Source organism: Billgrantia lactosivorans, assembly GCF_003254665.1.
Taxonomy (GTDB): Bacteria; Pseudomonadota; Gammaproteobacteria; order Pseudomonadales; family Halomonadaceae; genus Halomonas; species Halomonas lactosivorans.
This window is the reverse complement of the sequence record NZ_QHGY01000001.1, coordinates 602,651-629,376: the sequence shown is the minus strand read 5'-3', so window position 1 is coordinate 629,376 and position 26,726 is coordinate 602,651. Positions and strand designations below refer to the sequence as shown.

Sequence of the window (26,726 nt, the reverse complement as noted above, 5' to 3'; positions counted from 1 at the left end):
GCCTCGCTACTCCTCGGACAGGTCGGGCATGTTGCGGGTGCGCGCCACCCCCGGCAGGCGTCGGCGCAGAGCCGCCTTGCCCATCATGTGGGCGCTGACCGGCGCGGTGGCGAACAGGAAGATCGTCACCAGCGCCTCCTGGAACGAGACGCCACCCTGCTGGTGGCTGAAGAAGAGCAGCGAGCCGATCAGGATGCAGCCGACTCCCAGGGTGCTGGCCTTGGTCGGGCCGTGCAGGCGCGTGTAGAAGTCGGGCAGCTTGGCCAGCCCCCAGGAGCCGATCAGTGCCACCAGCGCGCCGAACAGCAGGAAGGCGGCGACGATGAACTCGAGGTAACCCGGCATGGCGATGGCGTTCATTCGATCACGTCCCCCCGCAGCAGGTACTTGCTCATGGCAACGGTGCTGACGAAGCCCATCAGCGCGATCAGCAGGGCCAGCTCGAAGAGCACGCCCAGCCCCATGCGGATGTCTGCCAGCACGATCAGCGCGATGCTGTTGATCATCAGGGTGTCCAGCGCCAGGATGCGGTCGACGATGTCCGGCCCGACGGCCAGGCGGTAGAGATTCAGCAGGGCGGCAACGGCGAATAGCGTCATGGCGATCGTTACGACGGCGTCGATCATCGGAAGATCTCCTCGAGCGGCTGCTCGTAGCGTTGGCGAATGGTGGCGATGACCTCGGCCTCGTCCTCCAGATGCAGGGCGTGGACCAGCAGCGTATTGGCCTTGGCGTCGTGGTGGATCGAGACGGTACCGGGCGTCAGCGAGATGGTGCTGGCCAGGATGGTGATGGCGAAGTCGTCGTCCAGGGCCAGCGGATAGACGAAGAACCCCGGCTGCAGGTGCCGGGCGGGGCGCAGGATGCGCAGCGCCACCACCAGGTTGGAGCGCAGGATGTCCACCAGCAGCACCAGCAGATAGCGCAGCAGCGGCAGGGGGCGCTTGATCCTGGCCTCCTCGGGCCAGAAGGCGTGGGTGACGAAGGGGATGGCCACGCCCAGGGCCAGCCCCAGCAGGGCGTGGGCCACGCTGAAGTCGTTGACCATCAGCAGCCACAGCAGCGCCAGGAACAGCGAGAACAGCGGATGCGGCAGCCAGAACTGCCAGGAGCGGAACGACGGCGTCATGGTGCCACCTCCGGCGTCGCCGTGCCGGCTTCCGGCAGCACGGCGGCGATGTAGGCCCTGGGATCGAGCAGCTGCTCGGCGGTCAGTTCGAGATACCCCATCACCGGCTCGCCGAACACCGCCAGCAGGCCGTTGAGGCCGACCATGGTCGAGACCAGCGCCAGCGGGCCGCGCTCCAGCGGATACGGCTTGGCCATGTCGCCGGGGCGCCAGAACCAGCTGCTGCCGGTGCGGCTCAGGGCGATGACGGTCAGCAGCGCGGCGCCCAGCAGCACGCCCCACAGCCACATGCCCTGGGGCTCCCGGGCGCTCGCCTGGAGGATCCACGCCTTGCTGACGAAGCCACCGAACGGGGGCAGGCCCGCCATGGCGATGGCCGCGACGAAGAACAGCGTGCCCAGCAGCCAGCGATGGCCGATGGGGCCGATCGCCGAGAAGCGGTCGTAGCCCGCCTCGCGCTGCTGGCCCAGCAGGTCGGCGAGCAGGAAGAAGACGGCGGCCATGCCGGTGCTGTGGATCAGGTAGAAGAGCGCGGCGCCCAGGGCCGCCGGGGTGACGAAGCTGATGGTGGCCAGCAGGGTGCCCACCGAGAGGATCACCAGGTAGGCCGTCAGCGTGCGCAGGCTGTTCGAGCCCAGCACCCCGATGCCGCCCAGCGCCAGGGTCAGCAGCGCCAGCGGCCACAGCCAGACCCAGGCGGTGGCGTTGATCGGCGCTTCGCCCAGCGCGAAGACCAGCAGGAAGACGCGCAGGATGGCATAGATGCCGACCTTGGTCATGATGGCGAAGAGCGCGGCCACCGGCGCGGTGGAGGCCGAATAGGCGCGGGGCAGCCAGAACAGCAGCGGCAGGATGGCGGCCTTGATGCCGAACACCACCAGCAGGATCAGGCTGGCGGCGGCGAGCAGCGGGGCATCCTCCGGTGGCGCCTGCGCCACACGCAGGGCCAGGTCGGCCATGTTGAGGGTGCCGGTGAGGCCATAGAGGGTGCCCAGGGCGATCAGGAACAGTGCGGAACCCGCCAGGTTGATGACCACGTAGTGCAGCCCGGCGCGGCTGCGGGCGCGGCCGCCGCCATGCAGCAGCAGGGCATAGGAGGCGATCAGCAGGATTTCGAAGAACACGAAGAGGTTGAACAGGTCGCCGGTCAGGAAGGCGCCGTTCAGGCCGGCCAGCTGGAACTGGAAGAGGGCGTGGAAGTGCGGACCGCGCCGGTCGGCACCGCTGCTGGCATAGAGCAGGCAGCAGAAGCCCAGGACGGCGGTCAGCGCCAGCATGATGGCGGAGAGCCGGTCGAGCACCAGCACGATGCCGAAGGGCGCGGGCCAGTCGCCGGCGTGGTAGAGGTGGTGCTCCCCCGAGCCGGCCATGGCCAGGCCCCATACGCCCAGCACGACCAGGCCCAGGGTGCTGGCGATGCCCACCAGGCGCTGCACGGCGAAGGGCAGCCGGTAGAGCAGCAGCTGGCCCGCCCCGGTGACCAGCGGCAACAGGATCGGCAGGATCAGGGCGTGGTTCATGCCAGGTCCTCGTCGGGGTTCTCGCCGTCGACGTGGTCGTTGCGCAGTTCCACCGCCGCCTTGAGCGCCAGCACCACCACGAAAGCGGTCATGGCGAAGCCGATGACGATGGCGGTCAACACCAGGGCCTGGGGCAGCGGGTCCGCCGAGCGTTCGCTGAGGCCGACGATGGCCGGCGCGCCGGCGACCAGTCGGCCCGAGGCGAAGAGGTAGAGGTTGACAGCGTGCGAGAGCAGGGTGAGCCCGAGGATGACCGTGAAGGTGCGTGCCCGTAGCAGCAGGTAGATGCCGCAGGTCGTCAGCACGCCGAGGGTGATCGCATAGAGCAGTTCCATCAACCGATCTCCTTGCCGGGGCCGGCCACGGTCATCAGCTTGCCGAGGTTGGCCAGGATGAGCAGGGTCGCCCCGACCACGGTGGCATAGACCCCGAGGTCGAAGAGCATGGCGGTGGCCAGCTCGACGTCGCCCGCCAGGGGCAGGTGGAGGTGGCCGTGGGCCGAGGTGAGGAACGGGTAGCCGAACAGCCAGCTGCCTATGCCCGTGAGCACGGCGATCAGGATCCCGGCGCCGATCAGCGGCCGGAAGGCGGTCAGCATGCGCTCCTGGGCCCATACCAGCCCGCCCGCCATGTACTGCAGTGTCAGCGCCACGGCGGTGATCAGCCCCGCAATGAACCCGCCGCCGGGCAGGTTGTGTCCGCGCAGGAAGATATAGGCCGAGACCAGCAGGGCGATCGGCAGCACCAGCCTGGCCACGGTGCCGAGCATGATCGGGTGCGGTTCGGCGACCCAGTGCGCGGGGTTGGTGTCGACCACCCGCTCCTTGAGCTGCAGGTCGCGGGTGAAGGCGAACACTGCCACCGCCGCGATGCCCAGCACGGTGATCTCGCCCAGGGTGTCGAAGCCGCGGAAGTCGACCAGTATCACATTGACCACGTTGGTGCCGCCGCCGCCGGGCAGGCTGTTGGCGAGGAAGAAGTCGGAGATGGTCCGCTGCGGCCGGGTCAGGATGGCGAAGCTGAAGGCGGCCACGCCGCCGCCCATCAACCCGGCAATGGCGAGGTCGCGTGCCATGCGCCGGCGCGAGGACTCGCGGGGCGACTGCTGGGGCAGGAAGGAGAGCGCCAGCATCATGATCACCACGGCCATCACCTCCACCATCAGCTGGGTCAGGGCCAGGTCCGGCGCCGAGAAGCGTGCGAAGGCGACGGTGACGAACAGCCCCGTCACCCCTAGCAACAGCAGGGCCGGTAGGCGCAAGTGGTGGAACACCACCACGCCGATGGCCGCCAGGCAGAGCAGGATGGCGGCCAGTACGGTCAGCGGGTCGAGCGGAGCCAGTGCCACGCCGCCGTTCCAGCGTGCCACGCTGAGCAGCTCCACGCCGACCAGCACGACTACGGTGATCATGATGAAGGTCAGGTAGCGCTGCTGCGAGCCATTCTCGAGCTGGAACACGCGCTGCTGGGAGAGGTCGATGGCGCGGCGCATGATCCAGTCGAAGATCTCCTTGGCATCCACCTCGGGCAGCCGCGCGTGAAGGCGGAAGAGCGGGTCGCGGATATGGTAGAAGAGTGCGCCGCCGACAAGCGCGACGAGGCTCATGAGCATCGGCAGGGTGCCGCCTAGCGCCGCGAAGTCGTAGGCCGGCAGGCTCGCCTGGCGCGAAGCCTCGAACGCCGGCTGGACCAGCAGCGCGTTGAGCCCCGCCGGTGCCAGGCCCACATAGAGCGTGGCCAGGGCCAGCAGCGCGATCGGAGTCAGCGCCGCCAGGCGCGGCTCCCGGGGGGGCCAGACAGGCAGGTCGATGGGCCGGCCGTTGAAGTAGACGTTGTGGAAGATGCGAATCGAGTAGGCCACCGAGAACAGCCCGGCCAGGGTCACCCAGGCGGGTATGACCGCGGCCGCCCAGCTGGGCGTCGTGACCAGCAGGCTCTCGCCGAACAGCATCTTCTTGCTCAGGTAGCCGCTCATCAGCGGCAGGCCGGCCATGGCGGCGGCGGGGATCGCCGAGAGCCCCATCAGCACCGGCATGAAGCGCCACATGCCGTTGATGCGGCGCATGTCGCGAGTGCCGGTGGCGCGGTCGACATAGCCCGCCATCATGAACAGCGGGGCCTTGAACAGGGCATGGCACACCAGGTGGAAGAGCGCCGCCGCCACCGCCATGGGCGTGCCAAGGCCGAGCAGCAGCATGATCAGCCCCAGATGCGAGACCGTGGAGTAGGCCAGCAGCCCCTTCATGTCGTGCATGAACATGGCGACGAAGGCGCCTGTCATCAGCGTCGCCATGCCGGTCAGGGCGACCAGGTGGAACCACAGTTCGGATTCCGCCAGGGCCGGATGCAGCCGGGCGAGCAGGAACAGCCCCGCCTTGACCATGGTGGCACTGTGCAGGTAGGCGGAGACCGGCGTCGGCGCCGTCATGGCATGGGGCAGCCAGAGGTGGAAGGGGAACTGTGCCGACTTGGTGAAGGCCCCGAGCAGGACCAGGTTGAGCATCAGGGCATGATGTTCGTAGGCGCGGATTCGCTCGCCCGCCTCGAGCACCGCCGAGAGTTCGTAGCTGCCGGCGGCCTGGCCCAGCAGCACGATGCCGCCCAGCAGCGCCAGCCCGCCGCCGCCGGTGATCACCAGCGACATCCGCGCGCCGAGCCTGGCGGCCTGGCGGTCGCTGTTGAAGCCGATCAACAGGAAGGAGACCAGGCTTGTCAGCTCCCAGAACACCAGCATGAAGAGCAGGTTCTCGGACAGCACGATACCCAGCATGGCCGCCATGAACAGCAGCATCAGGATGTAGAAGCGTGCGGCCGAGGCGTTGCCCTCGAAGTAGTAGCGAGCGTAGAGCAGGATCAGGCAGCCGATGCCGGTGATCAGCAGGGCGAACAGCAGGCCCAGGGCATCGAGTCGCAGCGCCATGTCGAGCCCCAGCGAGGGCAGCCAGCGCAGTTCGTGAACGACGGTTTCGCCGTCCGAGACCCGCGGCAGCCAGCTCAGCAGCAGGGCGAAGCTCGAAACGGCGGGCAGGGCGGCGAGAGAGGCGAGCTGGCGTGGTGTGCCGCGCCGGTGGAGCGCGGGCAGCAGGGCACCCAGCAGCGGCAGCAGGAGGACGAGGGCAAGGGCCATGCGGGCGCTTGCGGCTAACGTCGTGAAGCGGGCTGGCGGCTGGGATCCTCCAGGCGCCGACAGGAAGACAAAGGTTGACTCGGGAATGGGTGTGGATACGGGTGGATGATTCCTCGCATGACGCCCCCTGAAGCCGTGAAGATCTTCATCGCATCGCCGCGGCGTCGCCAGTGACGTGCCTGGCGTCGCCTGCCGAAAGATTGCCGTCAACGGCCTTCACTATAGTGGGCTTTGCCGGGCCGTTCCTTGGCTCGTGTCAACGCTGGGCGAGGTTTCCGATGTTCGCGGGCGAGCGCTTGGCCAGCTTCGTCTCGGCGCGCTGTGGGCTTCCTGCCCCGGGGGTCAACTGGTGGCCTGCTGGTTCGGCGGCACGATGCCCAGCCGCTTCATGATCTCGTCCTGCCACCGCGGTGGCAGGGGTGTAACGTCATAGACTCGTTCTCTGGGTGGCTAAAGGCACCCGTTCAGTATCCAAGAAGTCTAGGGAGCCAAGTTACGATTGCGGGCACAAAGGTAATAATCAATAGCACCAGTATCTGTACCAGGAGCAGTGGCAGCACTCTTCGTGACAGCCGCGCCAGTCCCACCTTGGCCACCGAATCCGCCACGAACAGGCAGAGCCCCATGGGCGGGGTGATCAAACCGATCATCAGATTAAAGATCACCACGATACCGAAGTGCACCGGGTCGATCCCCAGACTCATGGCGATGGGGTGAAGAATCGGCACCAGCACCAGCATGGCGGCGATTCCTTCCAGGAAGAGCCCAACTATCAGGAACAGCACAATGATCGCCAGCAGAAAGGTCCATTCCACACTGATGTAGGCGAGCACCATGTCGGTGATCAAATTGGGGATGCGATTGTAGGTCAACAGCCAGTTGGCTGCCGCCACTGCGCCGATGATGATCATGATCACCGCACTGTCGACCATGGTGCGCGAAAAGATCGAAGGCAGGTCTCGCCAGCCTAGCTCGCGAAAGTAGAGCATCCCGGCGAGCAGGGCATAGGCGACGGCGAAGGCCGCCGCCTCGGTGGGCGTGACGATGCCCAGCAGGATGGAGCCCACCACGAACACCGGCATAAACAGCGGTACAATGCCGTCCAGCAGGATCTTTCGCTTCTCTCCGGCGGGCTTTGGCGCGGCCTGTTTCTGGTACGTGCCGGCGAAGATCATCACGTAGCCGGAAAGGAAGAGGGCCAGCAGTATCCCCGGCACGATACCCGCCAGAAAGAGGGCAGGTACCGAGACACCAGAGACGATCAGTGCATAGATGATAACCGGAATACTCGGCGGAATGATCGGGCCGATGACTGAAGAGGCTGCGGTCAGCGCCGCTGCGAAATCGCGAGGGTAACCTTCCTTCTCCATCTCGGGAATGAACACACGCCCCAGCGCCGAGGTGTCGGCTACCGCCGAACCAGACAGGCCTGCGAAGACCACCGAGGCCCAGATGTTGACGTGAGCCAGCCCCCCTCTGAGCCTGCCAACCATCAGCTTCGAGAAAGCGATGATACGACTGGTGATGCCGCTGGCATTCATCAGCTCGCCGGCCAGGATGAACAGCGGGATTGCCAGCAACGGAAAGGAGTTCATGCCCGAGAACATCTGGGTGGCCACCGCACGCAGATGATAGGGCGGCTCGCCGGTTGCCATGAAGAACAGCAAGGCGGCCAGGATCGCCAAGGCGATCGGCAAGCCAATGATCAGCCCGCCGACCAGAATTACATAGGCCATGTCACACACCCTCCGGTACGCTGCTCTGCGCGTTGTGCAGCAAGGCAAGCCGTTCGATGAATTTAAGCACCGCCGCCAAGGTCAGCATGGCGCCGCCTAGACACAGGGCGAACTGATAGGGCGCCATGGTGGCGAAGAGGCTTAGATCCAGAACGGTCAATTGACTAAGTTCACGCATTGCACCGTGCAACCCCGAAACACGCATGCCACCGCGCTGCTGCATGAAGAGGTAGCCAGACCAGGAGAGCAATACGCCAATCACTACGACCGACAGGTCGACGATCAGAAAGAGAATTTCTCGGAAGCGCTCAGGCAGGAAGTCCACCAGCAGGCCGAGGCGCACATGGCGATCCTGTAAATAGCCCAGCGACAAACCAAACATCACGCCATAGATACCCAGGAAGACAGGCACCTGATCCCCCCAGGCCAGCGAGCTACCTAGCGCATAGCGCAGCAGAGCATTACAGAAGACGACCAGGAAAATGATGGCCATGCATAGCCCGGCGCCAATAGCCAGTAGTCGTGACACCAGGAAAGTCAGGGATCGGAAGAGTGCAGACATGGTGTGCGCGTCTCAGCCAGTGAAGAGTCGGAGTATCACCCTGCCGGCTGGGCCGGCAGGGGGTATTCGCATACGCCAGGGGTCAGCGGCTGGCCGCGTCGACGGCGGCTTCCAGCTTGTCGATCCACTCGGCATCGGGGCCCAGGTCGTCGGCCAACCACTCGAGGACACGAGGCTGAGCGCGTTCACGGAACTGCTCGAGTTCCTCCGCAGAGGGAGTGTAGACCTGCATGCCCGCCTCTTGCACCGCGATCACCCCCTCGGCGGTGGTGAACTGCTGAATCGCCCGTCCCATCACCCCGGCGATGACCCCAGCGCGTTTGACCACGGCCTGGTCCTGGGGCGATAGCGACTGGTAGAAGTCGTCATTGATCAGCAGGAAGTCAGTGGCATAGACGTGTCCATCCAGGGTCAGATAGTCCTGCAACTCATGAATGTTGTTGTTGTAGATGGTCCCCACCGGATTCTCATGGCCATCCACCACGCCAGTGGCCAATGCGGTGGGCACTTCCGACCAGGCAATCGGGGTCGGTTCGCCGCCCAGCCCGCGTACCATCTCCACATAGAGGGGGATGTCCTGGACCCTGAAGCGCAGCCCGGCCATGTCATCCGGGCTCTGAATCTCGCGCACGCTATTGGTGAAGTGACGTACGCCTGTCTCGCCGTACCCCAGGGTGCGCAGTCCTGTCTGGTTCAGGCAGTGTTCGGCAAGCTCCTGGCCGAACTCTCCGTCCAGCACCCGCCAGGCGGTCACTGGCGAATCGAAGGTATAGGGAATGTCGAGTACTCCGGCCGCCGGGCAGATCTGCGCCATGGCGCCAGAAACCATCACCACCTGAGTCGTGCCGTCAACGGCCTGTTCCACCAGCTCGGGTTCGTTGCCCAGCGAAGCGGCAGGAAAGAGCTCGACGCTGAGGTCGGTCTCACCCTCGACGATCTTCTTGAAAATATGCGCTGCCGCGCCCTTCTTGGAGCCCTGCCAGTCGTCGGGGTCGACGTGGGCAAAGCGGATAGTCTGAGCCTGGACCATGGTGCTTACGCCGAAGACCAGGGCGGTACCGAGCAGGGCGCTCTTCAAGTTTATCGTTGTCATTGTCGTTGCCTCGTTGTCGTTATGGGTGCCTGGGTCCCGGGCTCTCGCCTTACTGCCCTGGAAGCACCGCTGCATGAAGTGAGGGGGTCTTGACGGCATTTTGCATGCAGAAACATTATTGCCGACAAAATACAACCTAGGGCGCTGCAGGTCCCGGGTCAATATAGCCTCGACTAACGTCTAATATCGATCCAGTGTTGCTGACATTGGCCCTCAGTCTGAAAGTGCTTATTTCGCTTGTCCACCTACCGAATAATGGACACAGCCGATCTCTAGGTACGACTTTGGTCTCAACTCTTCTCATCTTGCTTGACGCCTGGGGGAGAGATGAATAGCTTGCATTCAATATAGACTTTGCATGCAAAACATATTTTGTCTCTTATCTTGATACCCGAAGGAGCTCTATCCATGTCGTCACCCCGACTCGACCTGGACGCTGTCGGTCAGGCCATGGGCCTGGCAAGCACTGCACAGAGGAGCGCCATCAGCGCCCACCAGCAGCCCTATCTTGATTTGCTTGGTTTCGTGCCACCGCGTATCGAGGCCCGCTTGTGCACCACCGGTGTCATGGATCCCACCATGGTCGAACTGCAGGAGAAGACTCGCAGCTACGCCATGGACACTCCGCACCTGGAACCCAAGATGGTGCAGATGATGCTCTTCGGCATGCTCTTGATGGCAGGTAACGATGCCGCCCAAACCCATTGCATCGCTGCCCGCCGCTGTGGCGCAAGCTGGGAGGAGCTCCAAGCCACCATCAATCTTTGCTTCCTGTTCCGCGGCCTGCCCGCCGCCAATCGTGGAGCCCACATGCTGGCTAGCGTCGCCGCCCGCGAGGCCGAGCAGGCCGATGGCTCCGCCAACGAACAATGAATCGGGAAATCATCATGAAGCCGGAATCCCTGCAACTGGCAGCCCAGCAACTGCGCGATGCCGCCACCAGCGGCGACTTCATCGCTCCGCTGCGCGAGCGGTTCGAGGGCCTCGACATCGAAGCCGCCTACGCCATCCAGCAGCACAACACCGAGGCACGGCTGGCGGCTGGTCACCGCATCGTCGGCCGCAAGATCGGACTCACGTCACGAGTGGTCCAAGCCCAGCTAGGCGTCGATCAACCCGATTACGGTGCTCTGTTCGACGACATGGGCTACGGCAACGGCGAACCGATCCCCTGGGCACGGCTGCAGCAGCCCAAGGTGGAGGCTGAGGTTGCCTTCGTTCTGGGCCAGGACCTGGCCATGGTCAACCCTACGCAGGTGGACGTGCTCCGTGCCATCGATCATGCGGTAGCCGCCCTCGAGGTGGTTGGAAGCCGCATCGCCGACTGGAACATCGGCATCATCGACACAATTGCCGATAACGCCTCGTCCGGCGTCTATGTGCTGGGCAGCACCCCGCGACGCCTCGAAGACCTCGACCTGGATCTGTGCGGCATGGTGATGGAGCGGCGCGGTGAACCGGTTTCGGTCGGCGTGGGCCGCGCCTGTCTTGGCAACCCCCTCAATGCCGTGGTGTGGCTGGCCCGCAAGATGGCCAAACTCGGTCAGCCGCTGAAGGCCGGTGACCTCGTGCTCTCCGGCGCCCTCGGCCCCATGGTGCCGGTGCAGCCCGGTGACGTGATCGAGGCACGCATCAACGGCCTAGGCAGCGTCCAGGCTGTCTTCCAACTGTCAGCGAATGACGAGGTGAGCGCATGAGCACTATTCAGCAGCACGCCCTCCGGCTCGACGAGGCGGCCCGCTCAGCCACCGCCGTGGAGCAGCTCGACCCCGAGTCGCGGATGTCGCTGGAAGAGGCCTACGCCATCCAGATGGCCTCCATACAACAGCGCCTGCGGCGCGGCGAGGCCCGAGTGGGCATGAAGATGGGGTTCACCAGTCGCGCCAAGATGAGCCAGATGGGCATCGACGATGTGATCTGGGGGCGCCTGACCAGTGGCATGCGCATCGAGGAGAACTCGACCATCAGTCTCGCCAGCTATGTGCACCCGCGGGTGGAGCCGGAACTGGCCTTCCTGCTCGGTCGCGACCTGCCCGAGCAGGTCACTTCTGCCGAGGCCTTGACGGCCATTGAGGCCATCGCCCCCGCACTGGAGATCATCGATTCGCGCTACCGCGACTTCAAATTCTCACTGCCCGACGTAATCGCCGACAACGCCTCCTCCACGGGCTTCGTGGTCGGTAACTGGGGCGACCCCAGAATCGATTACACCAACCTGGGGCTGGCCATGAGCTTCAACGGCCAGACGCGTCATGTCGGTTCAACCGCTGCCATTCTCGGCAACCCCATCCGTTCACTGGTCGCAGCCGCACGCCTGGCCGCCCAGGCCGGCGAGCCACTGCGCGCCGGTGACATCGTGCTGGCCGGCGGCGCTACCGCCGCCGAATGGCTAGAGCCCGGACAATACGTGCGCCTGGAAATGCAGCAGCTGGGCAGCCTCGGTTTCCATGTGGAGGAGTGACCATGCCGATCGCCACCATCAACATCATCGAAGGCCGTGATGCCGAGAAGAAGCAGAGGCTTATCGAGAATGTCGCCCGCGCCATCAGCGAGAGCCTGGACGCCCCTCTGGAGAGCGTTCGGGTGCTGGTCCAGGAGTACCCCGCCACCCATTGGGGGGTAGGTGGGGAAACCATGCAGCAACGCCGCGCACGGCAGCAGTGAGGACTCCAGCATGAGCCAGAAAGTCAAAGTCGCCATCATCGGCTCCGGCAACATCGGCACCGACCTGATGATCAAGATCCTGCGTCACGGCCAATACCTGGAGATGGGCGCCATGGTGGGCATCGATCCCGCCTCCGACGGCCTGGCCAGGGCACGGCGCTTTGGTGTGCCCACCACCGCCGAGGGCATCGACGGGCTGCTGGCCATGGACCACATCGACGAGATCAAGATCGTCTTCGATGCCACCTCCGCCGGCGCCCACCGGCGCCACAGCGAGCTGCTCACGGCCCGCGGCATCAGGGTGGTCGACCTGACCCCCGCGGCCATCGGCCCCTACGTGATTCCTCCCATCAATCTGGATGAGCACCTGGACGCCCCCAACATCAACATGGTCACCTGCGGCGGCCAGGCTACCATCCCCATGGTGGCAGCGGTTTCCCGGGTCGCCAAGGTGCATTACGGCGAGATCGTCGCTTCCATTTCCAGCAAGTCCGCCGGCCCCGGCACCCGCGCCAATATCGACGAATTCACCGAAACCACCTCGAAGGCCATCGAGGTTTGCGGCGGGGCCGAACGCGGCAAGGCGATCATCATCCTCAATCCCGCCGAGCCGCCACTATTGATGCGTGACAGCGTCTTCGTGCTCTCCGAGTCCGCTGACCGAGCCGCCATCGAGGCTTCCATCGAGGAGATGGTCCGCATGGTCCAGCAGTATGTACCCGGCTATCGCCTCAAGCAGCGGGTGCAATTCGAGGAGATTTCGGTCGAGGCGCCGCTGAACGTTCCCGGCATCGGCAAGGTCAGCGGCCTCAAGACCTCCATCTTCCTGGAAGTGGAGGGCGCCGCCCACTACCTGCCTGCCTATGCCGGCAACCTGGACATCATGACCTCCGCCGCCAAGGCTTGCGCCGAGCGTCTGGCCGAGACCCGCCTGTTGGCCGCCACCGCTTGAGGAGCCTCATCATGAGCAAGAAACTCTACATCTCCGACGTTACCCTGCGCGATGGCAGCCATGCGGTGCGCCACCAGTACAGCCTGGACGATGCCCGGCGCATCGCTCGTGCCCTCGACGCCGCCCGAGTCGACTCCATCGAGGTGGCCCACGGCGACGGCCTGCAAGGCTCCAGCTTCAACTACGGCTTCGGCGCCCACCGCGACGAGGAGTGGATCGCCGCAGTGGCCGAGGTAGTGGAGCACGCCATGATCACCACCCTGCTACTACCCGGCATTGGCACCGTCCACGACCTGGACGCCGCCTATGCCGCCGGTGCCAGGGGGGCTCGCATCGCCACCCATTGCACCGAGGCCGATGTCTCCCGCCAGCATATCGAGCATGCTCGCAAGCTCGGCATGGATACCGTGGGCTTCCTGATGATGAGCCATATGCAGACGCCCAGGGGGCTCGCCGAACAGGCCAAGCTGATGGAGTGTTACGGCGCCCAGACCCTCTATGTAGTGGACTCCGGTGGTGCCCTGACCATGGAGGGGGTGCGCGAGCGCTTCCGGGCGCTCAAGGATGCGCTCGACCCGAGCACCCAGACCGGCATCCATGCTCACCACAACCTGAGCCTGGGTGTGGCCAACTCCATCGTCGCGGTGGAGGAGGGCTGCGACCGGGTCGATGCCAGCCTGGCCGGGATGGGCGCCGGCGCCGGCAATGCTCCGCTCGAGGTGTTCATCGCCGTCGCCGAGCGCCTGGGCTGGGATCACGGCTGCGACCTCTACACCCTGATGGACGCCGCCGACGACATCGTTCGCCCGCTACAGGACCGGCCGGTTCGCGTCGATCGCGAGACCCTGGCACTGGGTTATGCCGGCGTCTACTCCAGCTTTCTGCGTCACGCCGAGGCCGCTGCAGAGCGCTATGGCCTGAAGACCATGGATATCCTGGTGGAGCTGGGCCGCCGCCAGATGGTCGGCGGCCAGGAGGACATGATCGTCGACGTCGCGCTGGATATGACGCATCGATGACCCCGGGTGATTTCGCCATCCCAAACACAACAGCAGCAGTGACCTGCCAATTCAACGGGAGTACAAGAGATGTCCTACCAGGAACCGATCTACGACATCGCCAAGCTGGGCCATGCCGAACTGCTCACGCCCAAATTCGACGAGAGCCTGAGCTTTTTCACCGAAGTCTACGGTCTCGATGTCGTGGCTACCGAGGGTGACAGCGCCTATCTGCGCGCCTGGGGCGACCATGATCTCACCTCGCTGAAGCTCACCGCCTCCCACCAGGCCGGGCTTGGTCATGTGGGCTGGCGAGCCATGAGCCCCCAGGCTCTGGAGCGTCGCGTCGCCGCCCTCGAAGCCTACGGTATTCAGGGCCGCTGGATCGATGGCGACGTGGGCCACGGCAAGGCCTATCGCTTCACCGGCATCGGCGGCCACGAGATGGAACTCTACTTCGAGTCCGAGAAATATCGGGCACCCGAGGGTAAGCAAGCCTATCTCCCCAATCAGCCGCAGAAGTACCATGGCCGAGGCGTGGCCGTGGAACGCATCGACCATATCAATCTGCTGACCCGGGACGTGGTGGAGATGCGTACCTTCGCCGCCGAGACCTTGGGCTTCAAACTGCGCGAGCACCTGATCCCCGGCGGCCAGGGCGAAGAAGTGGGCGCCTGGATGAGCCTGATGAACAAGGCCCACGACCTGGCGATCACCAAGGAGCCGGCGGCGGGTGTCAGCGGTCGTCTGCATCACCTGGCCTACTACGCCAGCACCCGCGAGGAGGTGTTGCGAGCCGCCGAGATCTTCATGGAGAACGACGTCTTCATCGAGTTCGGGCCGGCCAAACACTCGCGCACCCAGGGCTTCTTTCTCTATGTCTATGAGCCGGGCGGCAATCGCATCGAGGTGTTTGCCGGCGGTTTTCATATCTTCGAACCGGACTGGGAGCCGGTAACCTGGGGCACCGAGGTCAAGGGCCGCTCCACCGCCTGGGGCCTGGAGTGCCCGCCGAGTTTTCATGAACACGCCACGCCGCTGCTGTAAGGCTCACCCAGGCCCCTTGCTTGCAGAGGAGCCCTGAAGGCCAAGGGGTAGGCGCGGTATACTGAACACACTGATCTCTTGCTACCCGATAGGCGTCACGACGCCGGTAACACTGGAGGCTCTGAAGATGAACAGGATGATGGAAAGTCTCGTCCCCGAGAGCGGGGAGGGTGGTATCACCCTGGCCACCTCCTTGGTTCAGCGCCTGCGTCGCGCCATTCTCAGTGGTGAACTCCCCCCGGGGGCCAAGCTTCGTCTGGAGGCCCTTCGAGAGCAGTTGAACCTGTCGATCAGCCGCAGCCCCCTGCGCGAGGCGCTGTCGCGCCTGGGTGCTGAGGGTTTGGTGCTGATCGAGGACAAGCGTGGCTACCGTGTCATGCCCGTATCGGAGAAGAATCTCAGGGAGATCGCCAAGTTGCGCATCCACTTCGAGGGGTTGGCGTTGCGTGAGGCGATCGCCGAGGGCGGTCGGCGCTGGGAAGCCGGAATCATTGCCGCCCAGTACGAGCTGGACAGCATCAAGCGTACCGATGGCATGACCCTGGAGCAGCAGGAGGTGTGGGAAGAGGCCCACCGCCAGTTCCATCTCAAGCTGCTCGAGGCCTGTGACATGCCGCTGCTCCTCAACTACTGTCGCACGCTCCACGACCTCAACGATCGCTACCGCCGCCTCTACCTCCAGAAAAATCCTTTCGACCGGGATACCCGCAGCGAGCACGCCGCCATTGTCGAGGCCACGCTGGAACGCAACGCCGACCTGGCCTGTGTACTACTGGCTCAGCATACCCAGCGAACCACGGACAACATTCGCACCATGCTGGCGCGCGAGCGGGAAGAGGAGCTCAACGTCCAGCCGGACTGAGCCCTGCCGCCAGGCGGCACCCCCCCGATCACTATTCATGATGCGGACGGGCTTTGACCCGCCTGCAGGGAGGCACTCATGCGCCACGCTATCGCAACCCTGTCGCTCTCCGGCAGCCTGCCGGAGAAACTCCAGGCCATCGCCGCCGCCGGCTTCGATGGCTGTGAGTTGTTCGAGACTGATTTGCTGAGCTACCCGGGCCGCCCAGACGAGATTCGCCGGATGGCCGAGAACCTGGGGCTGACCATCGAAATTTTTCAGCCGTTCCGCGACTTCGAGGGCGTCCACCCCGAACAGCTGGAGCGCAACTTGGTGCGCGCCGAGCACAAGTTCGACCTGATGGAACAGCTTGGTGTGGAGCTGATGCTGGTCTGCTCCAATGCCCAGCCCGATATCTCCGGCGACCCGGCCCTCGTCGCCGAGCAGCTCCATCGCCTGGCCGAGCGAGCGGCGGCCCGCGGGCTGAGAGTGGGCTTCGAGGCACTCTCCTGGGGCACGCAAATCAATCGCTACGCCCAGGCCTGGGCGGCGGTTGAGGCCGCCGACCATCCCAGCCTTGGGCTCATCCTCGACAGCTACCACACCCTGGCACTGGACGACGCCATCAGCCCCATTACCCAGTTGCCCGGCGAGAAGATCTTCTTCCTGCAGCTCTCCGACGCCCCGCGAGAGAGCACTCGCCCCCCGAGGTACAGCCGCACCCTGCGCTCGTTCCCCGGCCTCGGCGAATACGACATGACGGGCTTCGTCGCCGCCGTGCTCAAGGCCGGATACGCCGGCCCACTGTCGCTGGAGATGTTCAACGACGAGTTTCGCGCCGCTCCGGCCGGCCCCACCGCGATGGCCGCCCGCCAATCGCTGCTATGGCTGGAGGAGCGCCTGCAAGCCGACGTCCAGCTGCCGAGCCAGGCCGAGCGCCCGCTGTTTCAACCGCCCAGGGCTCCGGCCCTCAACGGTTTCGCCAGCCTCGAGCTAGCCATGCCGCCCGTCCACCGGCAGGCCGTGGAACAGCTGCTTGGTAGCCTGGGCCTGGTCGAGCAGGGCCGGCATCGCCGAGCGCCAATCACCCGCTTTGCTGGCCAGGCCTTCGATGTTTATCTACGTGAGACCCACGACAACGCGGCCGTCACGGTGCATAGCCTGGGCCTCGCATGCACCGATTCTCAGGCCTTGCTGATGCGTCTGGAGGGGTATGGTCAAGCCACCCGCGACGATGATGATCTGGGTGGTCGCCTGCTGACCACCCCGGCGGCCCTGGCGCTACGCATCGGCCCCGACGCCAACCTCGACGGACGCTTCGAGTCCGGCCAGCATCCGGCGCCCTCGGACTGCCGGCTGAGCGGAGTCGCCTTCGCCCTGCCGTGTGGCCTGCTGGAGAGCGAGTCAGGCGTCTGGCGTCACCTGCTAGGACTGCCTGCGGCGAGCACGGGCGTTCGCCACGAGTCCCAGGGCGTGGTAAGGCGTCGCTGCTGGCAGTCGACCGACGGTGGGGGGGAGATCGTCCTGGAGACCTCGACCCATGCCGGCACTTCGGTCGGTCGCGCCTTGTCACCTTCAGCGGGTCTTGATCAGCCCGCCACTTGTGTGGCACTGCGCCTCGAGGTCGACGATGTGGTGGCCACCGCCCAGCGCCTGAGTGCCGCCGGCCTTGCCGTGGAACCGGTACCGGCCAACTACTACCACGACCTGGCGGCCCACCAGGCCCTATCCGAGCGCGACCGGACCCTCTTCCAGGCCCATGCCCTGCGTTATGAACGCCGTGGGAACCGTGACTATGCCTTCCTTCAACTGACGGTTCCCGGCAACGAACATCTCATGCTCGAGGTCGGTGAATACCGCACCTCCGAGGCGTGACGCCTCTATGGCTACTGCTAACTGGAGAGCCCCATGACCGCCACCCTTCTGGTCCTCAACGGCCCCAATCTCAATATGCTCGGCACCCGTCAGCCAGACCTCTATGGTCACGAGACGCTAGCCGATGTGGAGTCTATCTGCTTGCGTCGAGGCGAAGTTTATGGCCTGGCCATCGATTTCCGCCAGACCAATCACGAAGGAGAGCTGATCGGCTGGCTCCACCAAGCCCGCGGCAAGGTGGCTGGCGTGGTGCTCAACCCGGCGGCCTGGACCCATACCTCGGTGGCGATCCGAGACGCCATTCTGGCCTCTGAGCTACCGGTCATCGAGGTGCACATCTCCAACGTGCATCAGCGCGAAGCCTTTCGCCACCGCTCCTATGTCTCCGACGTCGCCGTTGGAGTGATCTGCGGGCTGGGCACCCACGGCTACGCGTTGGCAATCGATGGTTTCGCACAGCGACTGGGAGGCGGGGCTCGATGAGTGCCGTCAACGATCATTCAGTGCTGGTGGGCTTGATCGGCGCCAGCATCCAGCGGTCCAAAACCCCCGAGCTGCACATGGAAGAGGGGCGCAGCCAAGGGCTCGCCTATGTCTACAAGCTGATCGACCTGGACAGCCTGGGATTCGGCGCCGAAGCGCTGCCGGAGCTGCTGCAGGCCGTTCGCCTGACGGCTTTCGACGGCCTCAACATTACCTTTCCTTGCAAGCAGTCGATTATTCCCCACCTCGATGAGCTCTCCGACGAAGCCAGTGCCATCGGCGCGGTGAACACCGTAGTGATTCGTGGGGGAAGGCTGGTTGGCCACAACACCGACTGCACCGGCTTCGGCGAAGCCTTCCGACGCAACCTGAGCCAACAATCACGCCGGCGAGTAGTGCAAATGGGGGCCGGCGGCGCCGGTGCCGCCGTGGCCAATGCCCTGCTGGAGCAGGGCGTCGAAACACTCGTGGTATTCGATACCGATGCCAGCAGGGCAGGGAAGCTGGTCGAAACTCTGAAGGGGCGCTTCGGCACGGGGCGCGCCCAACTTGGCAGTGACCTGGCGGGAGAAATAGCTGCCGCCGATGGCCTGGTCAATACCACCCCAGTGGGCATGGACAAGCTGCCTGGCATGCCGGTTCCCGAATCGCTGCTTCGCTCTGAGCTCTGGGTCGCCGATATCATCTACTTTCCAAGGGAAACCGAGCTGCTGCGCAAGGCCAAGGCGTTGGGCTGCACCACCATGGACGGCACCAACATGGCAGTGTTCCAGGCTGTCAAGGCCTTCGAGCTGATCAGCGGACGGCCCGCCGATGCCGATCGCATGATGGCGCACTTCCAGCGGCTCGCCGCAGTGGGAGACTGACCGCGATACCCCGAGAGGTGCCCATGCGGTTTCGCGATGCATGGGGCTTCAAGCGTCGGGCGGCCCCTTGAGTTCGACGGTGTTGCCTTCGGGGTCTTCGAGGTAGAGCGAGGGGCCCGAACCCTCGGCGCCGTAGCGTTGCACGAGTTCGCCGGCCTCGATGTCGTGAGCGGCGAGGTGTCGGCGAATCGCCGCCTCGTCGAAGGGCTCCAGGCGCAGGCAGAAGTGGTCGAGGTTGCGTCCCTCGCGGCCCGGGGCGGCGCCGCCACGCTGTCCCAGCGGGCCTGCCACGGGCACCAGGTCGATCAGGCTGCGTCCGGCGCGCAGTTGGATCAGGCCGATCTCTTCCTGATGCTTCTCCACTGTGCAGCCCAATACATCGCGATAGAAGGCGAGCATGAGTTCGGTGTCGCGGATGCGAAGCACCAGATGGTCGATTCCCTGGATGGGCAGCATGGCGTTCCCGGTTCACGGTCGTTCCTCGATACTATGGGCCACCGAGGCATCCTTCACCACCTGCCGCGCCCGCGCTCCGGCACCAGGCGGCCGAAGTAGAGCAGGCCGAAGGCCAGCCAGGCCACGGTGAACGCTAGTGTCATGCCGAGAATCGTGAGCGGGCCGAACTGGGCGATGAGCGGCAGCGAGGCGGCGGTGAACAGCCCGCCGCCGACCACCGGCTCGAACATCAGCTGCTTGTAGCCGAAGCTCTCGAAGGCCCCGGAACGGTTCTTGGGGTCGGCCATGCGCATCAGCAGCAGGCCGGTGACGGTGACCCCCATGGACTGGCCGAAGTCGCCGATGCCGCGTTCGAACCAGTTCTCGGGGATGACACGCGGCGCGATCACGATCAGCACGAACAGGCACCAGCCGATACCGGCCGCGGCCAGCAGCAGGAAGGGCAGGAAATACTCGCCCAGGGTAGTGAGCGACAGCGTGGCCAGTGCCGCGACGATGGTGAAGTCCAGTGCGGTACCGGCGATGCGCGCCATGGTGCGGCTCGAGACATGGGGTTCGAGTCCGAAGCGGGTCACGATGAGTTGCACGATCACGCCGCCGATCATGGCGATGGGGAACAGCGGGACGTGGGCGAGTACCTCCAGACCGCCGTCCCGCGCCCAGGTCTGTCGCTCGATCCACTGCAACGCGCTGAGGACCAGCCAGCCAATGACGATGGCGATGCCCACCAGGCCGATGTGCAGGCTCAGGGGGTCGGCCGTTTCCTCCTCCTGGGCCAGATCCTTCTTGAACTCGCTGTACTCTTCGGTGGGAGGCCGCGCATTCTCTTCAACGAGGGGCATGGCCGGGGCTTCGTCCCGGGCGTCTGGTGTCTTGCGCGGCTTGTCGAGCTGGATGACCCCTCGCCGGGCCGCAATGTTGATCATCAGCGTTCCGATCAACACCCCCGAGACGATGCCCACGGTGGCCAGGCCCAGGGCCAGGTCGGCGCCTTCCTCGAAGCCGAGGTCCTCGAAGGTGCCCGCCATGCCCGCCGCCGTGCCGTGGCCGCCTTCGAAGCCGATCTCGATCAGGGCCCCGGCCATGGGGTTCATGCCGAACACCGGCGCCAGCACCAGCAGGGCCAGCGTCAGCCCGACCACATACTGGCCCCAGGCCATGGTCTGGCCGACCACCACCTGCGGACCGGCACGCAGCCAGATGGTACGCAGCCCGGGAATGGGGCGGCCGATGAACAGCGCCGCGAACACCACGTTGATCAACAGGCCGGGCAGCGCGCCCCAGCTCTCGTAGACGAATTCCGGGAACAGCCCCGCGGGCTCCTCGATGGGCAGGGACACGGCGCGACCCAGTACCTCCGGACCCAGCAGCAGCAGCAGCAGGCCGCCGATCACGGAACTGGGCAAGAACAGCCGCTGCAGTGCGGCGGAGTGGGATAGGATGACATGGCTTGCCAGCAATGCCAGTGAGATGAACATCAGGGCGACGAAAAGCTCGCCTACGGAAAACGACATGGCCGGCTCCTTCCTTGGAATGTCTGGGTGCCACTCGGGCAACTTGTCTCAGCGTAGACGCTGCGACCCAGCCGCAAGCATGTCGTGAGCGAGCGCCGGATGCGCGGCAGGCGCCGGGCATGCCAGTATGGGGCCTGGTCGTTCATGCCCAGGAAGCCATTCCATGACCCGACTGTTCCAGAAACACTATCATCCGGCCGGCACGGCGCCCGGTACCCTGCGTAACCTTTCGCTCGAGCAGGCTGCCCTGCAGGGGCCGGCGACGTTCCTGCTGGCGCGACGCGATGCCGGCCGCTGGGGCGAGGTGGAGGAGATCGTGCCCGAGGCGATTCCCTGCGCTTCGGAGGAGGGGCCGCTGTGCTGGCTGCACGTGCAGGGCATGCCTACAGCGGAGGAGCTAGAACTGCTCGGCGAGCGGGTGGGGCTGCACCCGCTGGCCCAGGAGGACATCCTCAACGGTGGCCAGCGGCCCAAGGTCGAGCGCTTCGAGGGGGCGCTGGTGGTCACCCTCGGCATACCCGAGGTTGACGACGAAGGTAGCCTGCATCTCTTCCAGCTGACCCTGTTCATGGGCGGCAACATCGTCGCCAGCGTGATAGCCGAGATGCTCGACCCCTTCGTCGAGGTGCGTCGGCGGCTCAAGGAGCGCGGTGGTCGCGCCCTGGGGGAACCGGACGACCTGCTCTACGGCCTGCTCGATGCCGCCGTGGACCACGCCTTTCCGGTGCTGGACGGCGTGGGCGAGCGCATCGAGGAGCTCGAGATGGAGATCCTCAACCATCCCGACAGCTCGACGCTGGAGCGCCTGCATGGGCTGAAGCGGGAGCTGATCATGCTGCGCCGCTACCTGTGGCCCACCCGGGAGGTGATCAATCAGCTGCTGCGCGACCACGATGATCTGTTCACGCCGGACACACGCATGTGGATGCGCGATGTCTACGACCACACCGTGCAGGTGATGGACCTGGTGGAGAGCTATCGCGACATGACGGCGAGCATGCTCGACGTCTATCTCTCCAGCATGAGCAACCGGCTCAACGAGAGCATGCGTACCCTGACCATCATCGCCACCATCTTCATGCCGCTGACATTCATCGTCGGCATCTACGGCATGAACTTCTCCCACCCCACCAGCCCCTTCGCCATGCCCGAGCTCGGCTGGTACTGGGGCTATCCTGGGGTATGGACGCTGATGGCCGTCGTCGCCATCGGCATGGTGGTGTGGTTCAAGCGCAAGCGCTGGTTCTAGGCGCCATACGGGAAGTAGCGACATGCATGAGCCCTCGTCCACCCTGGGCATGCTGATCGGCAGCGGGTGTTAGCCCGGCGCAACGGCAAGCGACGAGACAGCGTGCCCGCCGTTCCTGCCTGACGCTCACGCCTCGCCGTCCCCCTGCGCCTTGGAGGCGCGGCGAGCCTCGGCGCCGGCGATCGGGCGCAGGCTCTCGCCGAACACGGCGTTGAGGTCGAAGGTGGAGTGCCTGCCGATGGCATCGAAGTGCTCCTCGAGCCAGAGCTCGGCCCAGCCGCGCCCTTGGCGGTGGAGCCGCGAGACGAAATCCCACTGGGCGTTGAACTTGCTCGAAGCGGAGAGCTCCTCGACCTCCTGCTCGGCGTGGATCAGGTGCAGGCGCATGGAACGGTAGCGCTCGACGTCGAGGTCCTCGGCATCGATCAGCTGCTGCAGCAGCTGGATGCTGCGCAGCTCCTTGATCAGGCTGCTGTTGAAGGTGATTTCGTTGATGCGATTGACGATGTCACGGGCGCTGTCGGGGAGGCCTTGGCGTACCAGCGGATTGACCTGCACGACCACCAGGTCCTGGCAATCCATGTCGTCCACCAGCGGAAACAGCGCCGGGTTGCCGCTGTAGCCGCCGTCCCAGTAGGCCTCGCCGTCGATCTCCACCGCCGGGAACATGAACGGCAGGCAGGCCGATGCCATCACCGTATCCACCGAGATTTCGGGCTGGCGGAACACCTTGGCTCGCCCGGTGCGGACGTTGGTGGCGGTGACGTAGATCTTGGCCCGGCGGCAGGCGTTGACCCGCTCGAAATCGACCAGCTCGCAGATCAGGTCGCGCAGGGGGTTGATCTTCAGCGGGTTGAGCTTGGCGGGGGCGACGAGCTGGGTGAGGCCTTCGAACGCCAGGTAGCCGGGGGAGTGATCGAGGCTGCCGCTCGACCAGTCCCAGGGCGCCGGCTGAATGGGCGAGAAGCGCGCCGCATCGCTGACCCCGCGCCAGAACGCCTGGAGCCGCTCGCGTGCCCCCTCGCGGCCCCCGCGCTGCAGGCCGTCTGCCAGCACCACGGCGTTCATTGCCCCCGCGCTGGTGCCGCTGACGCCGTCGATCTTCAGGCGTTCCTCTTCCAGCAGCCGATCGAGTACGCCCCAGGTCAGTGCGCCGTGGGAGCCGCCGCCCTGCAGGGCGAGGTCGATGTGCTTGCGTGCGTCCTTGGGCATGCCAACTCCGGTGTCGTCGATATTGCGCTGCAGTGTAGGACGCCCTGGTCCGCCTGTCTTGCATGGGGGCGTGAACGAAAGGACGCAGGGCTTGTACTAAAGTCTAAGTCGTAGGAGAATATGAAAAATCCTTCCACAAATTTAACGGAGGCGGTTCGACAGGAACCGTGACGAAGCCATGACGACACTGCGTTTCTCTACCATCTGGGACGTCTCCACCTCGCGCGCCCGCCACGACGAGCCCGGCGCCAACGGCCGCTACCTGACCATCTGGGACAGCGCCCTGCCGAGACGCCGCAAGCGCCGGTCGCAGGCCCGTCCCGCCCGCACGCTCCCCAGGTTCTATCTGTGAGGAGAGCGGGTTACGCAGAGCAAGGCACCCATCACGGCATCGGCCCCTTCCCGGTGTGGACCAGACGCTGACGCAGCCGCGTACTTCATGAGCCCACCGCCGGATCGCCGGCCTGCAGCTTGGCGAGTGTCGCCACCAGCCGTTGGCACAGTGCGTCGAGCCGCTGCTGCTGACTCTCGTCCGCCAATTCGCCGCCCTCGCCGAAGGCCTGGGCGGCGCGGGGAACGGCCAGTGGGTTGGGCAGCACGGTCACCCCGAGGTTGCCGAGCAGTTGGCGGATCAGGGCGAGGCTGCGCATGCCGCCCAGCGCCCCCGGCGAGGCGGACACCACGGCGGCCAGCTTGTCGGCGAACAGTGCCAGGCCGCTGCGATCGCCATCCGAACGCGACAGCCAGTCGAGGGTGTTCTTCATCAGCGGCGTGATGAATCCGTTGTACTCCGGCGAGGCCAGCAGCAGGCCCTGATGTTCGGCGAGCAGCGCCTGCAGGCTGCGGGCGCTGGCTGGCAGCCCCTCACGGGTTTCCAGGTCGCCATCGTAGAGAGGAAGCGGATAGTCGCGCAGGTCGATGAAGGTCGCCTCGCCGCCCAGCCGATCGAGTCGCTCGGCGGCCAGGCGGGCGAGACGCTTGTTGAAGGAACCCTCCCGGGCACTGCCGGCGAACACCAGGATGCGCGGTGGCGTATAGGTTGTCATGGATGAGTGTCTCTCTCTTCAGGGGTTCGGTTGCCCACTTTCAGGCCTGCCAGGGCAGAGGCGGCGGCTCCAGGCGTTTGCCGTCGAACTGGGGAATGTTGCCGAAGCGTTCGCTGCCGGCTTCCCAGTCGCGCTGGGCCTCGATGATCTCGGCCTTGCTGTGACCGACGAAGTTCCACCAGATCAGGATCTCCTCGCCCAGCGGTTCGCCGCCGACCAGGATCGCGCGCCCGCCCGCCGGCAGCTCGAGGGAGGCCTGGCGGCGCCCACGGCCCAGATAGGCCAGCTCGTTGGCAGTGAAGCGTTCGCCTTCGATGGCGACTTCGCCTTCCAGCGGCAGCAGGCCGTACTCGAAATCCTCGCGTAGCGGAAGCACCAGCGTGCCGTCCGAAGCGGCCATCAGGTCCAGGCCTACCAGCGGCGAAAAGGCCAGTGTCGGTGCGCGATGGCCGCCGAATTCCCCGGTCAGCAGGGTCATCTCGACGTCCCCTTCGTGCCACTGCGGCAGCGTCGGGTAGTGGTCGAAGCGTGGGTCGGTGCGACGGTGAGCTTCGGGCAGCGCGATCCACAGCTGGGCGGCATGCAGGTGCGACTCGCCGGGTACCGACTCCTCGGTATGGCTGATACCTCGGCCGGCGGTCATCAGATTGACCTGGCCGGGGCGGATCACCTGCTCGTTGCCCAGGCTGTCGCGATGCAGCACCTGCCCCTCGATCATCCAGGTGAAGGTCTGCAGGCCGATATGCGGGTGGGGGCCGACGCGCAGGCCGCGTGAGTCGCCCTTGAACACCGCCGGGCCGGCATGGTCGAGGAAGCACCAGGCGCCGACCAGACGGCGCTGGCGCGAAGGCAGTACCCGGTTGACCGGAATGCCGCCGACGTCGGCGGTGCGCGGCGCGATGTGCTGCACCTGCCGCCTGCCGTCGACAATGGGGCAGTCGAGGGAGGAGGAAAGCTCCGCTTCGTTGACGAGGTTGCTCATGACGGGGGTCTCGATGAGGCCAGGGCAGCCTGGCAAGTTGGTTACAGCATAGGCGCTTGCTTCGCTGCCTGCCGATATGGAGCCGAGCCGGCGAAGGCTCAGCGGAACAGCCAGGGTGCCACCCGCCTCACCACCCGCGGCATGATGACGTAGACCACCAGGCCGACGATGGTGACTGCCACCAGGCCATGGCGGACGCCCCAGGTATGCAGCAGCGGCAGCAGGTCGAAGAGCGGTTGCCACAGCAGCGGCACGATCATGGTCAGGGGCCAGATCACCGCCGAGGTCACCAGCCACTGCTTCCAGCGGGTCGGTTGCGGGCTGGTGGGGGTGGGCGGGGTGAACCAGTAGTCGATGCCGCTGACGATCTCCACTCGCTCGGCCTGCTGCAGGTCGGGCTGGATGCCGGTCATCAGTTCGCGCCGCTCCGAGGATTCCCGCCAGCGCCGGGCGTCGTCATCGCTGGCGAAGCGTACGGCGATCTCGTAGTCGTGGTGGCCTGCCGGCGGGCGCAGGATGTGCACCCCCTGATGGCCGGGAAAGCGCCCGGCGGTCATGATGATCTGGCGCAGCCAGGTCTCGTAGCGATCCACGGCCTCGGGCCTGACCCGGTGGTGGATCTGGATGGTAGCCCCTTCGCAGTGGGCCGAGGGGGCGGGGTCGGAGACGGACATGGAAAGCCTCCATGGCGATTGGATGGCCGGTGGGGCGGAGCCCGGCATCCGCCGGGCCCGTACCCATCAGCCCTTCTGGGCGGTGTAGCTCTGGATCAGGTTGGCGTAGGCCGGCAGGTGGCCGGCCAGCAGGCCGCCGAAGCCCTCGATGTCGTTGCGCCAGTCGCGGTGCAGTTCGCAGCCGACGCCGAACCAGGTCATCAGCTGGGCGCCGGCTTGCGACATGCGCTCCCAGGCGGCGTCCCGGGTGGTCGGGTTGAAGGTGCCGGAGGCGTCGGTGACCACGAACACCTCGAAGCCTTCCTCCAGCGCCGAGAGGGCGGGGAAGGCGACGCACACCTCGGTGACCACGCCGGCGATCAGCAGCTGCCTCTTGCCGGTGGCCTTGACCGCCGCGACGAACTCCTCGTTGTCCCAGGCGTTGATCTGCCCGGGGCGGGCGAAGTAGGGCGCGTCGGGGAACATCTCCTTCAGTTCCGGCACCATGGGCCCGTTGGGGCCGTTCTCGAAGCTGGTGGTGAGAAGGGTGGGGATCTCGAAGAACTTGGCGATGTCGGCCAGGGCCAGCACGTTGTTCTTGAAGTCGTCGGGGCTGAAGTCGCGCACCAGCGAGAGCAGGCCGGCTTGATGATCGACCATCAGCAGGGCCACGTCGTTCTTGTCGAGACGGTGGTAGGTAAAGGACATGGTGTCTTTCCTC

29 protein-coding genes are annotated in these 26,726 nt (G+C 65.5%); 13 read left to right on the top strand and 16 right to left on the bottom strand.

Translation table 11 applies throughout. From position 1 onward, the window contains the following. Positions 1 to 6: 6 nt before the first annotated feature. From DIS04_RS02820 to DIS04_RS02780, 9 genes are all read right to left on the bottom strand, one after another. Entirely contained in the window at positions 7 to 360 is a 354-nt protein-coding gene (locus DIS04_RS02820; protein WP_245904462.1) for a Na+/H+ antiporter subunit G, read from the bottom strand. Next, a complete protein-coding gene (locus DIS04_RS02815) occupies positions 357 to 626 on the bottom strand; it encodes a K+/H+ antiporter subunit F (protein WP_111412193.1) in 270 nt (89 codons plus the stop codon). Before DIS04_RS02815 ends, DIS04_RS02820 begins: the two co-directional genes overlap by 4 nt. Continuing rightward, the gene (locus tag DIS04_RS02810; RefSeq protein WP_111412192.1) at positions 623 to 1,129 is read right to left on the bottom strand and encodes a Na+/H+ antiporter subunit E; all 507 of its coding nucleotides are present in this window, start codon (positions 1,127 to 1,129) and stop codon (positions 623 to 625) included. The genes DIS04_RS02815 and DIS04_RS02810 overlap by 4 nt, the downstream gene beginning before the upstream one ends. Continuing rightward, on the bottom strand, positions 1,126 to 2,649 hold the full coding sequence (locus DIS04_RS02805; RefSeq protein ID WP_111412191.1) for a monovalent cation/H+ antiporter subunit D: 1,524 nt from the start codon (positions 2,647 to 2,649) through the stop codon (positions 1,126 to 1,128). The genes DIS04_RS02810 and DIS04_RS02805 overlap by 4 nt, the downstream gene beginning before the upstream one ends. Next, positions 2,646 to 2,984: a Na+/H+ antiporter subunit C gene (locus tag DIS04_RS02800; protein ID WP_111412190.1), complete on the bottom strand. Its 339-nt coding sequence runs from the start codon at positions 2,982 to 2,984 to the stop codon at positions 2,646 to 2,648. The genes DIS04_RS02805 and DIS04_RS02800 overlap by 4 nt, the downstream gene beginning before the upstream one ends. Further along, the gene (locus DIS04_RS02795; RefSeq protein ID WP_111412189.1) at positions 2,984 to 5,776 is read right to left on the bottom strand and encodes a monovalent cation/H+ antiporter subunit A; all 2,793 of its coding nucleotides are present in this window, start codon (positions 5,774 to 5,776) and stop codon (positions 2,984 to 2,986) included. The genes DIS04_RS02800 and DIS04_RS02795 overlap by 1 nt, the downstream gene beginning before the upstream one ends. Positions 5,777 to 6,240: 464 nt before the next feature. After that, positions 6,241 to 7,512 carry a TRAP transporter large permease gene (locus DIS04_RS02790; RefSeq protein ID WP_111412188.1) on the bottom strand — a complete coding sequence of 424 codons (1,272 nt, stop codon included), beginning with the start codon at positions 7,510 to 7,512 and terminating at the stop codon, positions 6,241 to 6,243. 1 nt (position 7,513) lies between these two features. Continuing rightward, entirely contained in the window at positions 7,514 to 8,074 is a 561-nt protein-coding gene (locus DIS04_RS02785; protein ID WP_111412187.1) for a TRAP transporter small permease, read from the bottom strand. An 82-nt stretch (positions 8,075 to 8,156) separates the two neighbouring features. Next, positions 8,157 to 9,167 carry a TRAP transporter substrate-binding protein gene (locus DIS04_RS02780; RefSeq protein ID WP_111412186.1) on the bottom strand — a complete coding sequence of 337 codons (1,011 nt, stop codon included), beginning with the start codon at positions 9,165 to 9,167 and terminating at the stop codon, positions 8,157 to 8,159. A gap of 408 nt (positions 9,168 to 9,575) precedes the next feature. Here DIS04_RS02780 and DIS04_RS02775 point away from each other — a divergent pair, with 408 nt between their 5' ends. From DIS04_RS02775 to DIS04_RS02725, 11 genes are all read left to right on the top strand, one after another. Then, complete coding sequence (locus DIS04_RS02775; RefSeq protein ID WP_218938118.1) at positions 9,576 to 10,040, top strand: carboxymuconolactone decarboxylase family protein; 465 nt, start codon at positions 9,576 to 9,578, stop codon at positions 10,038 to 10,040. 14 nt (positions 10,041 to 10,054) lie between these two features. Then, positions 10,055 to 10,864 (top strand): 2-keto-4-pentenoate hydratase, encoded by an 810-nt coding sequence (locus tag DIS04_RS02770; RefSeq protein ID WP_111412749.1) that lies wholly within the window; start codon positions 10,055 to 10,057, stop codon positions 10,862 to 10,864. Beyond that, the gene (locus DIS04_RS02765) at positions 10,861 to 11,628 is read left to right on the top strand and encodes a 2-keto-4-pentenoate hydratase (RefSeq protein WP_111412185.1); all 768 of its coding nucleotides are present in this window, start codon (positions 10,861 to 10,863) and stop codon (positions 11,626 to 11,628) included. The genes DIS04_RS02770 and DIS04_RS02765 overlap by 4 nt, the downstream gene beginning before the upstream one ends. Positions 11,629 to 11,630: 2 nt before the next feature. Then, entirely contained in the window at positions 11,631 to 11,831 is a 201-nt protein-coding gene (locus DIS04_RS02760; protein ID WP_111412184.1) for a 4-oxalocrotonate tautomerase family protein, read from the top strand. A gap of 10 nt (positions 11,832 to 11,841) precedes the next feature. Next, complete coding sequence (locus DIS04_RS02755) at positions 11,842 to 12,783, top strand: acetaldehyde dehydrogenase (acetylating) (RefSeq protein ID WP_111412183.1); 942 nt, start codon at positions 11,842 to 11,844, stop codon at positions 12,781 to 12,783. A gap of 11 nt (positions 12,784 to 12,794) precedes the next feature. Next, the gene (dmpG, locus tag DIS04_RS02750; protein WP_111412182.1) at positions 12,795 to 13,802 is read left to right on the top strand and encodes a 4-hydroxy-2-oxovalerate aldolase; all 1,008 of its coding nucleotides are present in this window, start codon (positions 12,795 to 12,797) and stop codon (positions 13,800 to 13,802) included. 69 nt (positions 13,803 to 13,871) lie between these two features. Continuing rightward, entirely contained in the window at positions 13,872 to 14,828 is a 957-nt protein-coding gene (locus DIS04_RS02745; protein WP_111412181.1) for a VOC family protein, read from the top strand. Between the two features lie 127 nt (positions 14,829 to 14,955). Continuing rightward, positions 14,956 to 15,690 carry a GntR family transcriptional regulator gene (locus DIS04_RS02740; RefSeq protein ID WP_218938117.1) on the top strand — a complete coding sequence of 245 codons (735 nt, stop codon included), beginning with the start codon at positions 14,956 to 14,958 and terminating at the stop codon, positions 15,688 to 15,690. A gap of 78 nt (positions 15,691 to 15,768) precedes the next feature. After that, positions 15,769 to 17,544 carry a sugar phosphate isomerase/epimerase and 4-hydroxyphenylpyruvate domain-containing protein gene (locus tag DIS04_RS02735; RefSeq protein WP_111412180.1) on the top strand — a complete coding sequence of 592 codons (1,776 nt, stop codon included), beginning with the start codon at positions 15,769 to 15,771 and terminating at the stop codon, positions 17,542 to 17,544. A 33-nt stretch (positions 17,545 to 17,577) separates the two neighbouring features. After that, positions 17,578 to 18,027: a type II 3-dehydroquinate dehydratase gene (aroQ, locus tag DIS04_RS02730; RefSeq protein WP_111412179.1), complete on the top strand. Its 450-nt coding sequence runs from the start codon at positions 17,578 to 17,580 to the stop codon at positions 18,025 to 18,027. After that, positions 18,024 to 18,893: a shikimate dehydrogenase gene (locus DIS04_RS02725; RefSeq protein ID WP_111412178.1), complete on the top strand. Its 870-nt coding sequence runs from the start codon at positions 18,024 to 18,026 to the stop codon at positions 18,891 to 18,893. Before aroQ ends, DIS04_RS02725 begins: the two co-directional genes overlap by 4 nt. Positions 18,894 to 18,941: 48 nt before the next feature. On the opposite strand, the gene DIS04_RS02720 is transcribed toward DIS04_RS02725, so the two are convergent. Together DIS04_RS02720 and DIS04_RS02715 are read right to left on the bottom strand one after the other, a co-directional pair. Next, positions 18,942 to 19,349 carry a VOC family protein gene (locus DIS04_RS02720; RefSeq protein ID WP_111412177.1) on the bottom strand — a complete coding sequence of 136 codons (408 nt, stop codon included), beginning with the start codon at positions 19,347 to 19,349 and terminating at the stop codon, positions 18,942 to 18,944. A 53-nt stretch (positions 19,350 to 19,402) separates the two neighbouring features. After that, positions 19,403 to 20,863: a sodium/glutamate symporter gene (locus tag DIS04_RS02715; RefSeq protein WP_111412176.1), complete on the bottom strand. Its 1,461-nt coding sequence runs from the start codon at positions 20,861 to 20,863 to the stop codon at positions 19,403 to 19,405. A 163-nt stretch (positions 20,864 to 21,026) separates the two neighbouring features. Here DIS04_RS02715 and corA point away from each other — a divergent pair, with 163 nt between their 5' ends. After that, complete coding sequence (corA, locus tag DIS04_RS02710) at positions 21,027 to 22,112, top strand: magnesium/cobalt transporter CorA (protein ID WP_111412175.1); 1,086 nt, start codon at positions 21,027 to 21,029, stop codon at positions 22,110 to 22,112. A 126-nt stretch (positions 22,113 to 22,238) separates the two neighbouring features. On the opposite strand, the gene DIS04_RS02705 is transcribed toward corA, so the two are convergent. After that, on the bottom strand, positions 22,239 to 23,324 hold the full coding sequence (locus DIS04_RS02705) for a patatin-like phospholipase family protein (protein WP_111412174.1): 1,086 nt from the start codon (positions 23,322 to 23,324) through the stop codon (positions 22,239 to 22,241). A gap of 178 nt (positions 23,325 to 23,502) precedes the next feature. On the opposite strand from DIS04_RS02705, the gene DIS04_RS20370 reads away from it, so the two are divergent. Continuing rightward, positions 23,503 to 23,676, top strand: coding sequence for a hypothetical protein (locus tag DIS04_RS20370; protein ID WP_162623005.1), 174 nt, complete (start codon positions 23,503 to 23,505; stop codon positions 23,674 to 23,676). 85 nt (positions 23,677 to 23,761) lie between these two features. On the opposite strand, the gene DIS04_RS02700 is transcribed toward DIS04_RS20370, so the two are convergent. From DIS04_RS02700 to ycaC, 4 genes are all read right to left on the bottom strand, one after another. Then, the gene (locus tag DIS04_RS02700) at positions 23,762 to 24,370 is read right to left on the bottom strand and encodes an NADPH-dependent FMN reductase (RefSeq protein ID WP_111412173.1); all 609 of its coding nucleotides are present in this window, start codon (positions 24,368 to 24,370) and stop codon (positions 23,762 to 23,764) included. Between the two features lie 40 nt (positions 24,371 to 24,410). Continuing rightward, positions 24,411 to 25,352: a pirin family protein gene (locus DIS04_RS02695; RefSeq protein ID WP_111412172.1), complete on the bottom strand. Its 942-nt coding sequence runs from the start codon at positions 25,350 to 25,352 to the stop codon at positions 24,411 to 24,413. A 98-nt stretch (positions 25,353 to 25,450) separates the two neighbouring features. Beyond that, complete coding sequence (locus DIS04_RS02690; RefSeq protein WP_111412171.1) at positions 25,451 to 26,026, bottom strand: antibiotic biosynthesis monooxygenase; 576 nt, start codon at positions 26,024 to 26,026, stop codon at positions 25,451 to 25,453. 66 nt (positions 26,027 to 26,092) lie between these two features. Then, a complete protein-coding gene (ycaC, locus tag DIS04_RS02685) occupies positions 26,093 to 26,713 on the bottom strand; it encodes an isochorismate family cysteine hydrolase YcaC (protein ID WP_111412170.1) in 621 nt (206 codons plus the stop codon). Between the last annotated feature and the right edge of the window lie 13 nt (positions 26,714 to 26,726).

Bases quoted from the DNA above. Each gene is read 5' to 3' on its own strand.
- DIS04_RS02715 (WP_111412176.1), bottom strand. From the start codon at position 20,863: ATGTCGTTTTCCGTAGGCGAGCTTTTCGTCGCCCTGATGTTCATCTCA.
- DIS04_RS02705 (WP_111412174.1), bottom strand. From the start codon at position 23,324: ATGCCCAAGGACGCACGCAAGCACATCGACCTCGCCCTGCAGGGCGGC.
- DIS04_RS02805 (WP_111412191.1), bottom strand. From the start codon at position 2,649: ATGAACCACGCCCTGATCCTGCCGATCCTGTTGCCGCTGGTCACCGGG.
- DIS04_RS02720 (WP_111412177.1), bottom strand. From the start codon at position 19,349: ATGCTGCCCATCCAGGGAATCGACCATCTGGTGCTTCGCATCCGCGAC.
- corA (WP_111412175.1), top strand. From the start codon at position 21,027: ATGACCCGACTGTTCCAGAAACACTATCATCCGGCCGGCACGGCGCCC.
- DIS04_RS02815 (WP_111412193.1), bottom strand. From the start codon at position 626: ATGATCGACGCCGTCGTAACGATCGCCATGACGCTATTCGCCGTTGCC.
- DIS04_RS02725 (WP_111412178.1), top strand. From the start codon at position 18,024: ATGAGTGCCGTCAACGATCATTCAGTGCTGGTGGGCTTGATCGGCGCC.
- DIS04_RS02745 (WP_111412181.1), top strand. From the start codon at position 13,872: ATGTCCTACCAGGAACCGATCTACGACATCGCCAAGCTGGGCCATGCC.
- DIS04_RS02770 (WP_111412749.1), top strand. From the start codon at position 10,055: ATGAAGCCGGAATCCCTGCAACTGGCAGCCCAGCAACTGCGCGATGCC.
- DIS04_RS02690 (WP_111412171.1), bottom strand. From the start codon at position 26,026: ATGTCCGTCTCCGACCCCGCCCCCTCGGCCCACTGCGAAGGGGCTACC.
- ycaC (WP_111412170.1), bottom strand. From the start codon at position 26,713: ATGTCCTTTACCTACCACCGTCTCGACAAGAACGACGTGGCCCTGCTG.
- DIS04_RS20370 (WP_162623005.1), top strand. From the start codon at position 23,503: ATGACGACACTGCGTTTCTCTACCATCTGGGACGTCTCCACCTCGCGC.
- DIS04_RS02765 (WP_111412185.1), top strand. From the start codon at position 10,861: ATGAGCACTATTCAGCAGCACGCCCTCCGGCTCGACGAGGCGGCCCGC.
- DIS04_RS02785 (WP_111412187.1), bottom strand. From the start codon at position 8,074: ATGTCTGCACTCTTCCGATCCCTGACTTTCCTGGTGTCACGACTACTG.
- DIS04_RS02760 (WP_111412184.1), top strand. From the start codon at position 11,631: ATGCCGATCGCCACCATCAACATCATCGAAGGCCGTGATGCCGAGAAG.
- dmpG (WP_111412182.1), top strand. From the start codon at position 12,795: ATGAGCAAGAAACTCTACATCTCCGACGTTACCCTGCGCGATGGCAGC.
- DIS04_RS02775 (WP_218938118.1), top strand. From the start codon at position 9,576: ATGTCGTCACCCCGACTCGACCTGGACGCTGTCGGTCAGGCCATGGGC.
- DIS04_RS02700 (WP_111412173.1), bottom strand. From the start codon at position 24,370: ATGACAACCTATACGCCACCGCGCATCCTGGTGTTCGCCGGCAGTGCC.
- DIS04_RS02695 (WP_111412172.1), bottom strand. From the start codon at position 25,352: ATGAGCAACCTCGTCAACGAAGCGGAGCTTTCCTCCTCCCTCGACTGC.
- DIS04_RS02795 (WP_111412189.1), bottom strand. From the start codon at position 5,776: ATGGCCCTTGCCCTCGTCCTCCTGCTGCCGCTGCTGGGTGCCCTGCTG.
- DIS04_RS02810 (WP_111412192.1), bottom strand. From the start codon at position 1,129: ATGACGCCGTCGTTCCGCTCCTGGCAGTTCTGGCTGCCGCATCCGCTG.
- DIS04_RS02735 (WP_111412180.1), top strand. From the start codon at position 15,769: ATGCGCCACGCTATCGCAACCCTGTCGCTCTCCGGCAGCCTGCCGGAG.
- DIS04_RS02790 (WP_111412188.1), bottom strand. From the start codon at position 7,512: ATGGCCTATGTAATTCTGGTCGGCGGGCTGATCATTGGCTTGCCGATC.
- DIS04_RS02780 (WP_111412186.1), bottom strand. From the start codon at position 9,167: ATGACAACGATAAACTTGAAGAGCGCCCTGCTCGGTACCGCCCTGGTC.
- DIS04_RS02755 (WP_111412183.1), top strand. From the start codon at position 11,842: ATGAGCCAGAAAGTCAAAGTCGCCATCATCGGCTCCGGCAACATCGGC.
- DIS04_RS02740 (WP_218938117.1), top strand. From the start codon at position 14,956: ATGAACAGGATGATGGAAAGTCTCGTCCCCGAGAGCGGGGAGGGTGGT.
- aroQ (WP_111412179.1), top strand. From the start codon at position 17,578: ATGACCGCCACCCTTCTGGTCCTCAACGGCCCCAATCTCAATATGCTC.
- DIS04_RS02800 (WP_111412190.1), bottom strand. From the start codon at position 2,984: ATGGAACTGCTCTATGCGATCACCCTCGGCGTGCTGACGACCTGCGGC.
- DIS04_RS02820 (WP_245904462.1), bottom strand. From the start codon at position 360: ATGAACGCCATCGCCATGCCGGGTTACCTCGAGTTCATCGTCGCCGCC.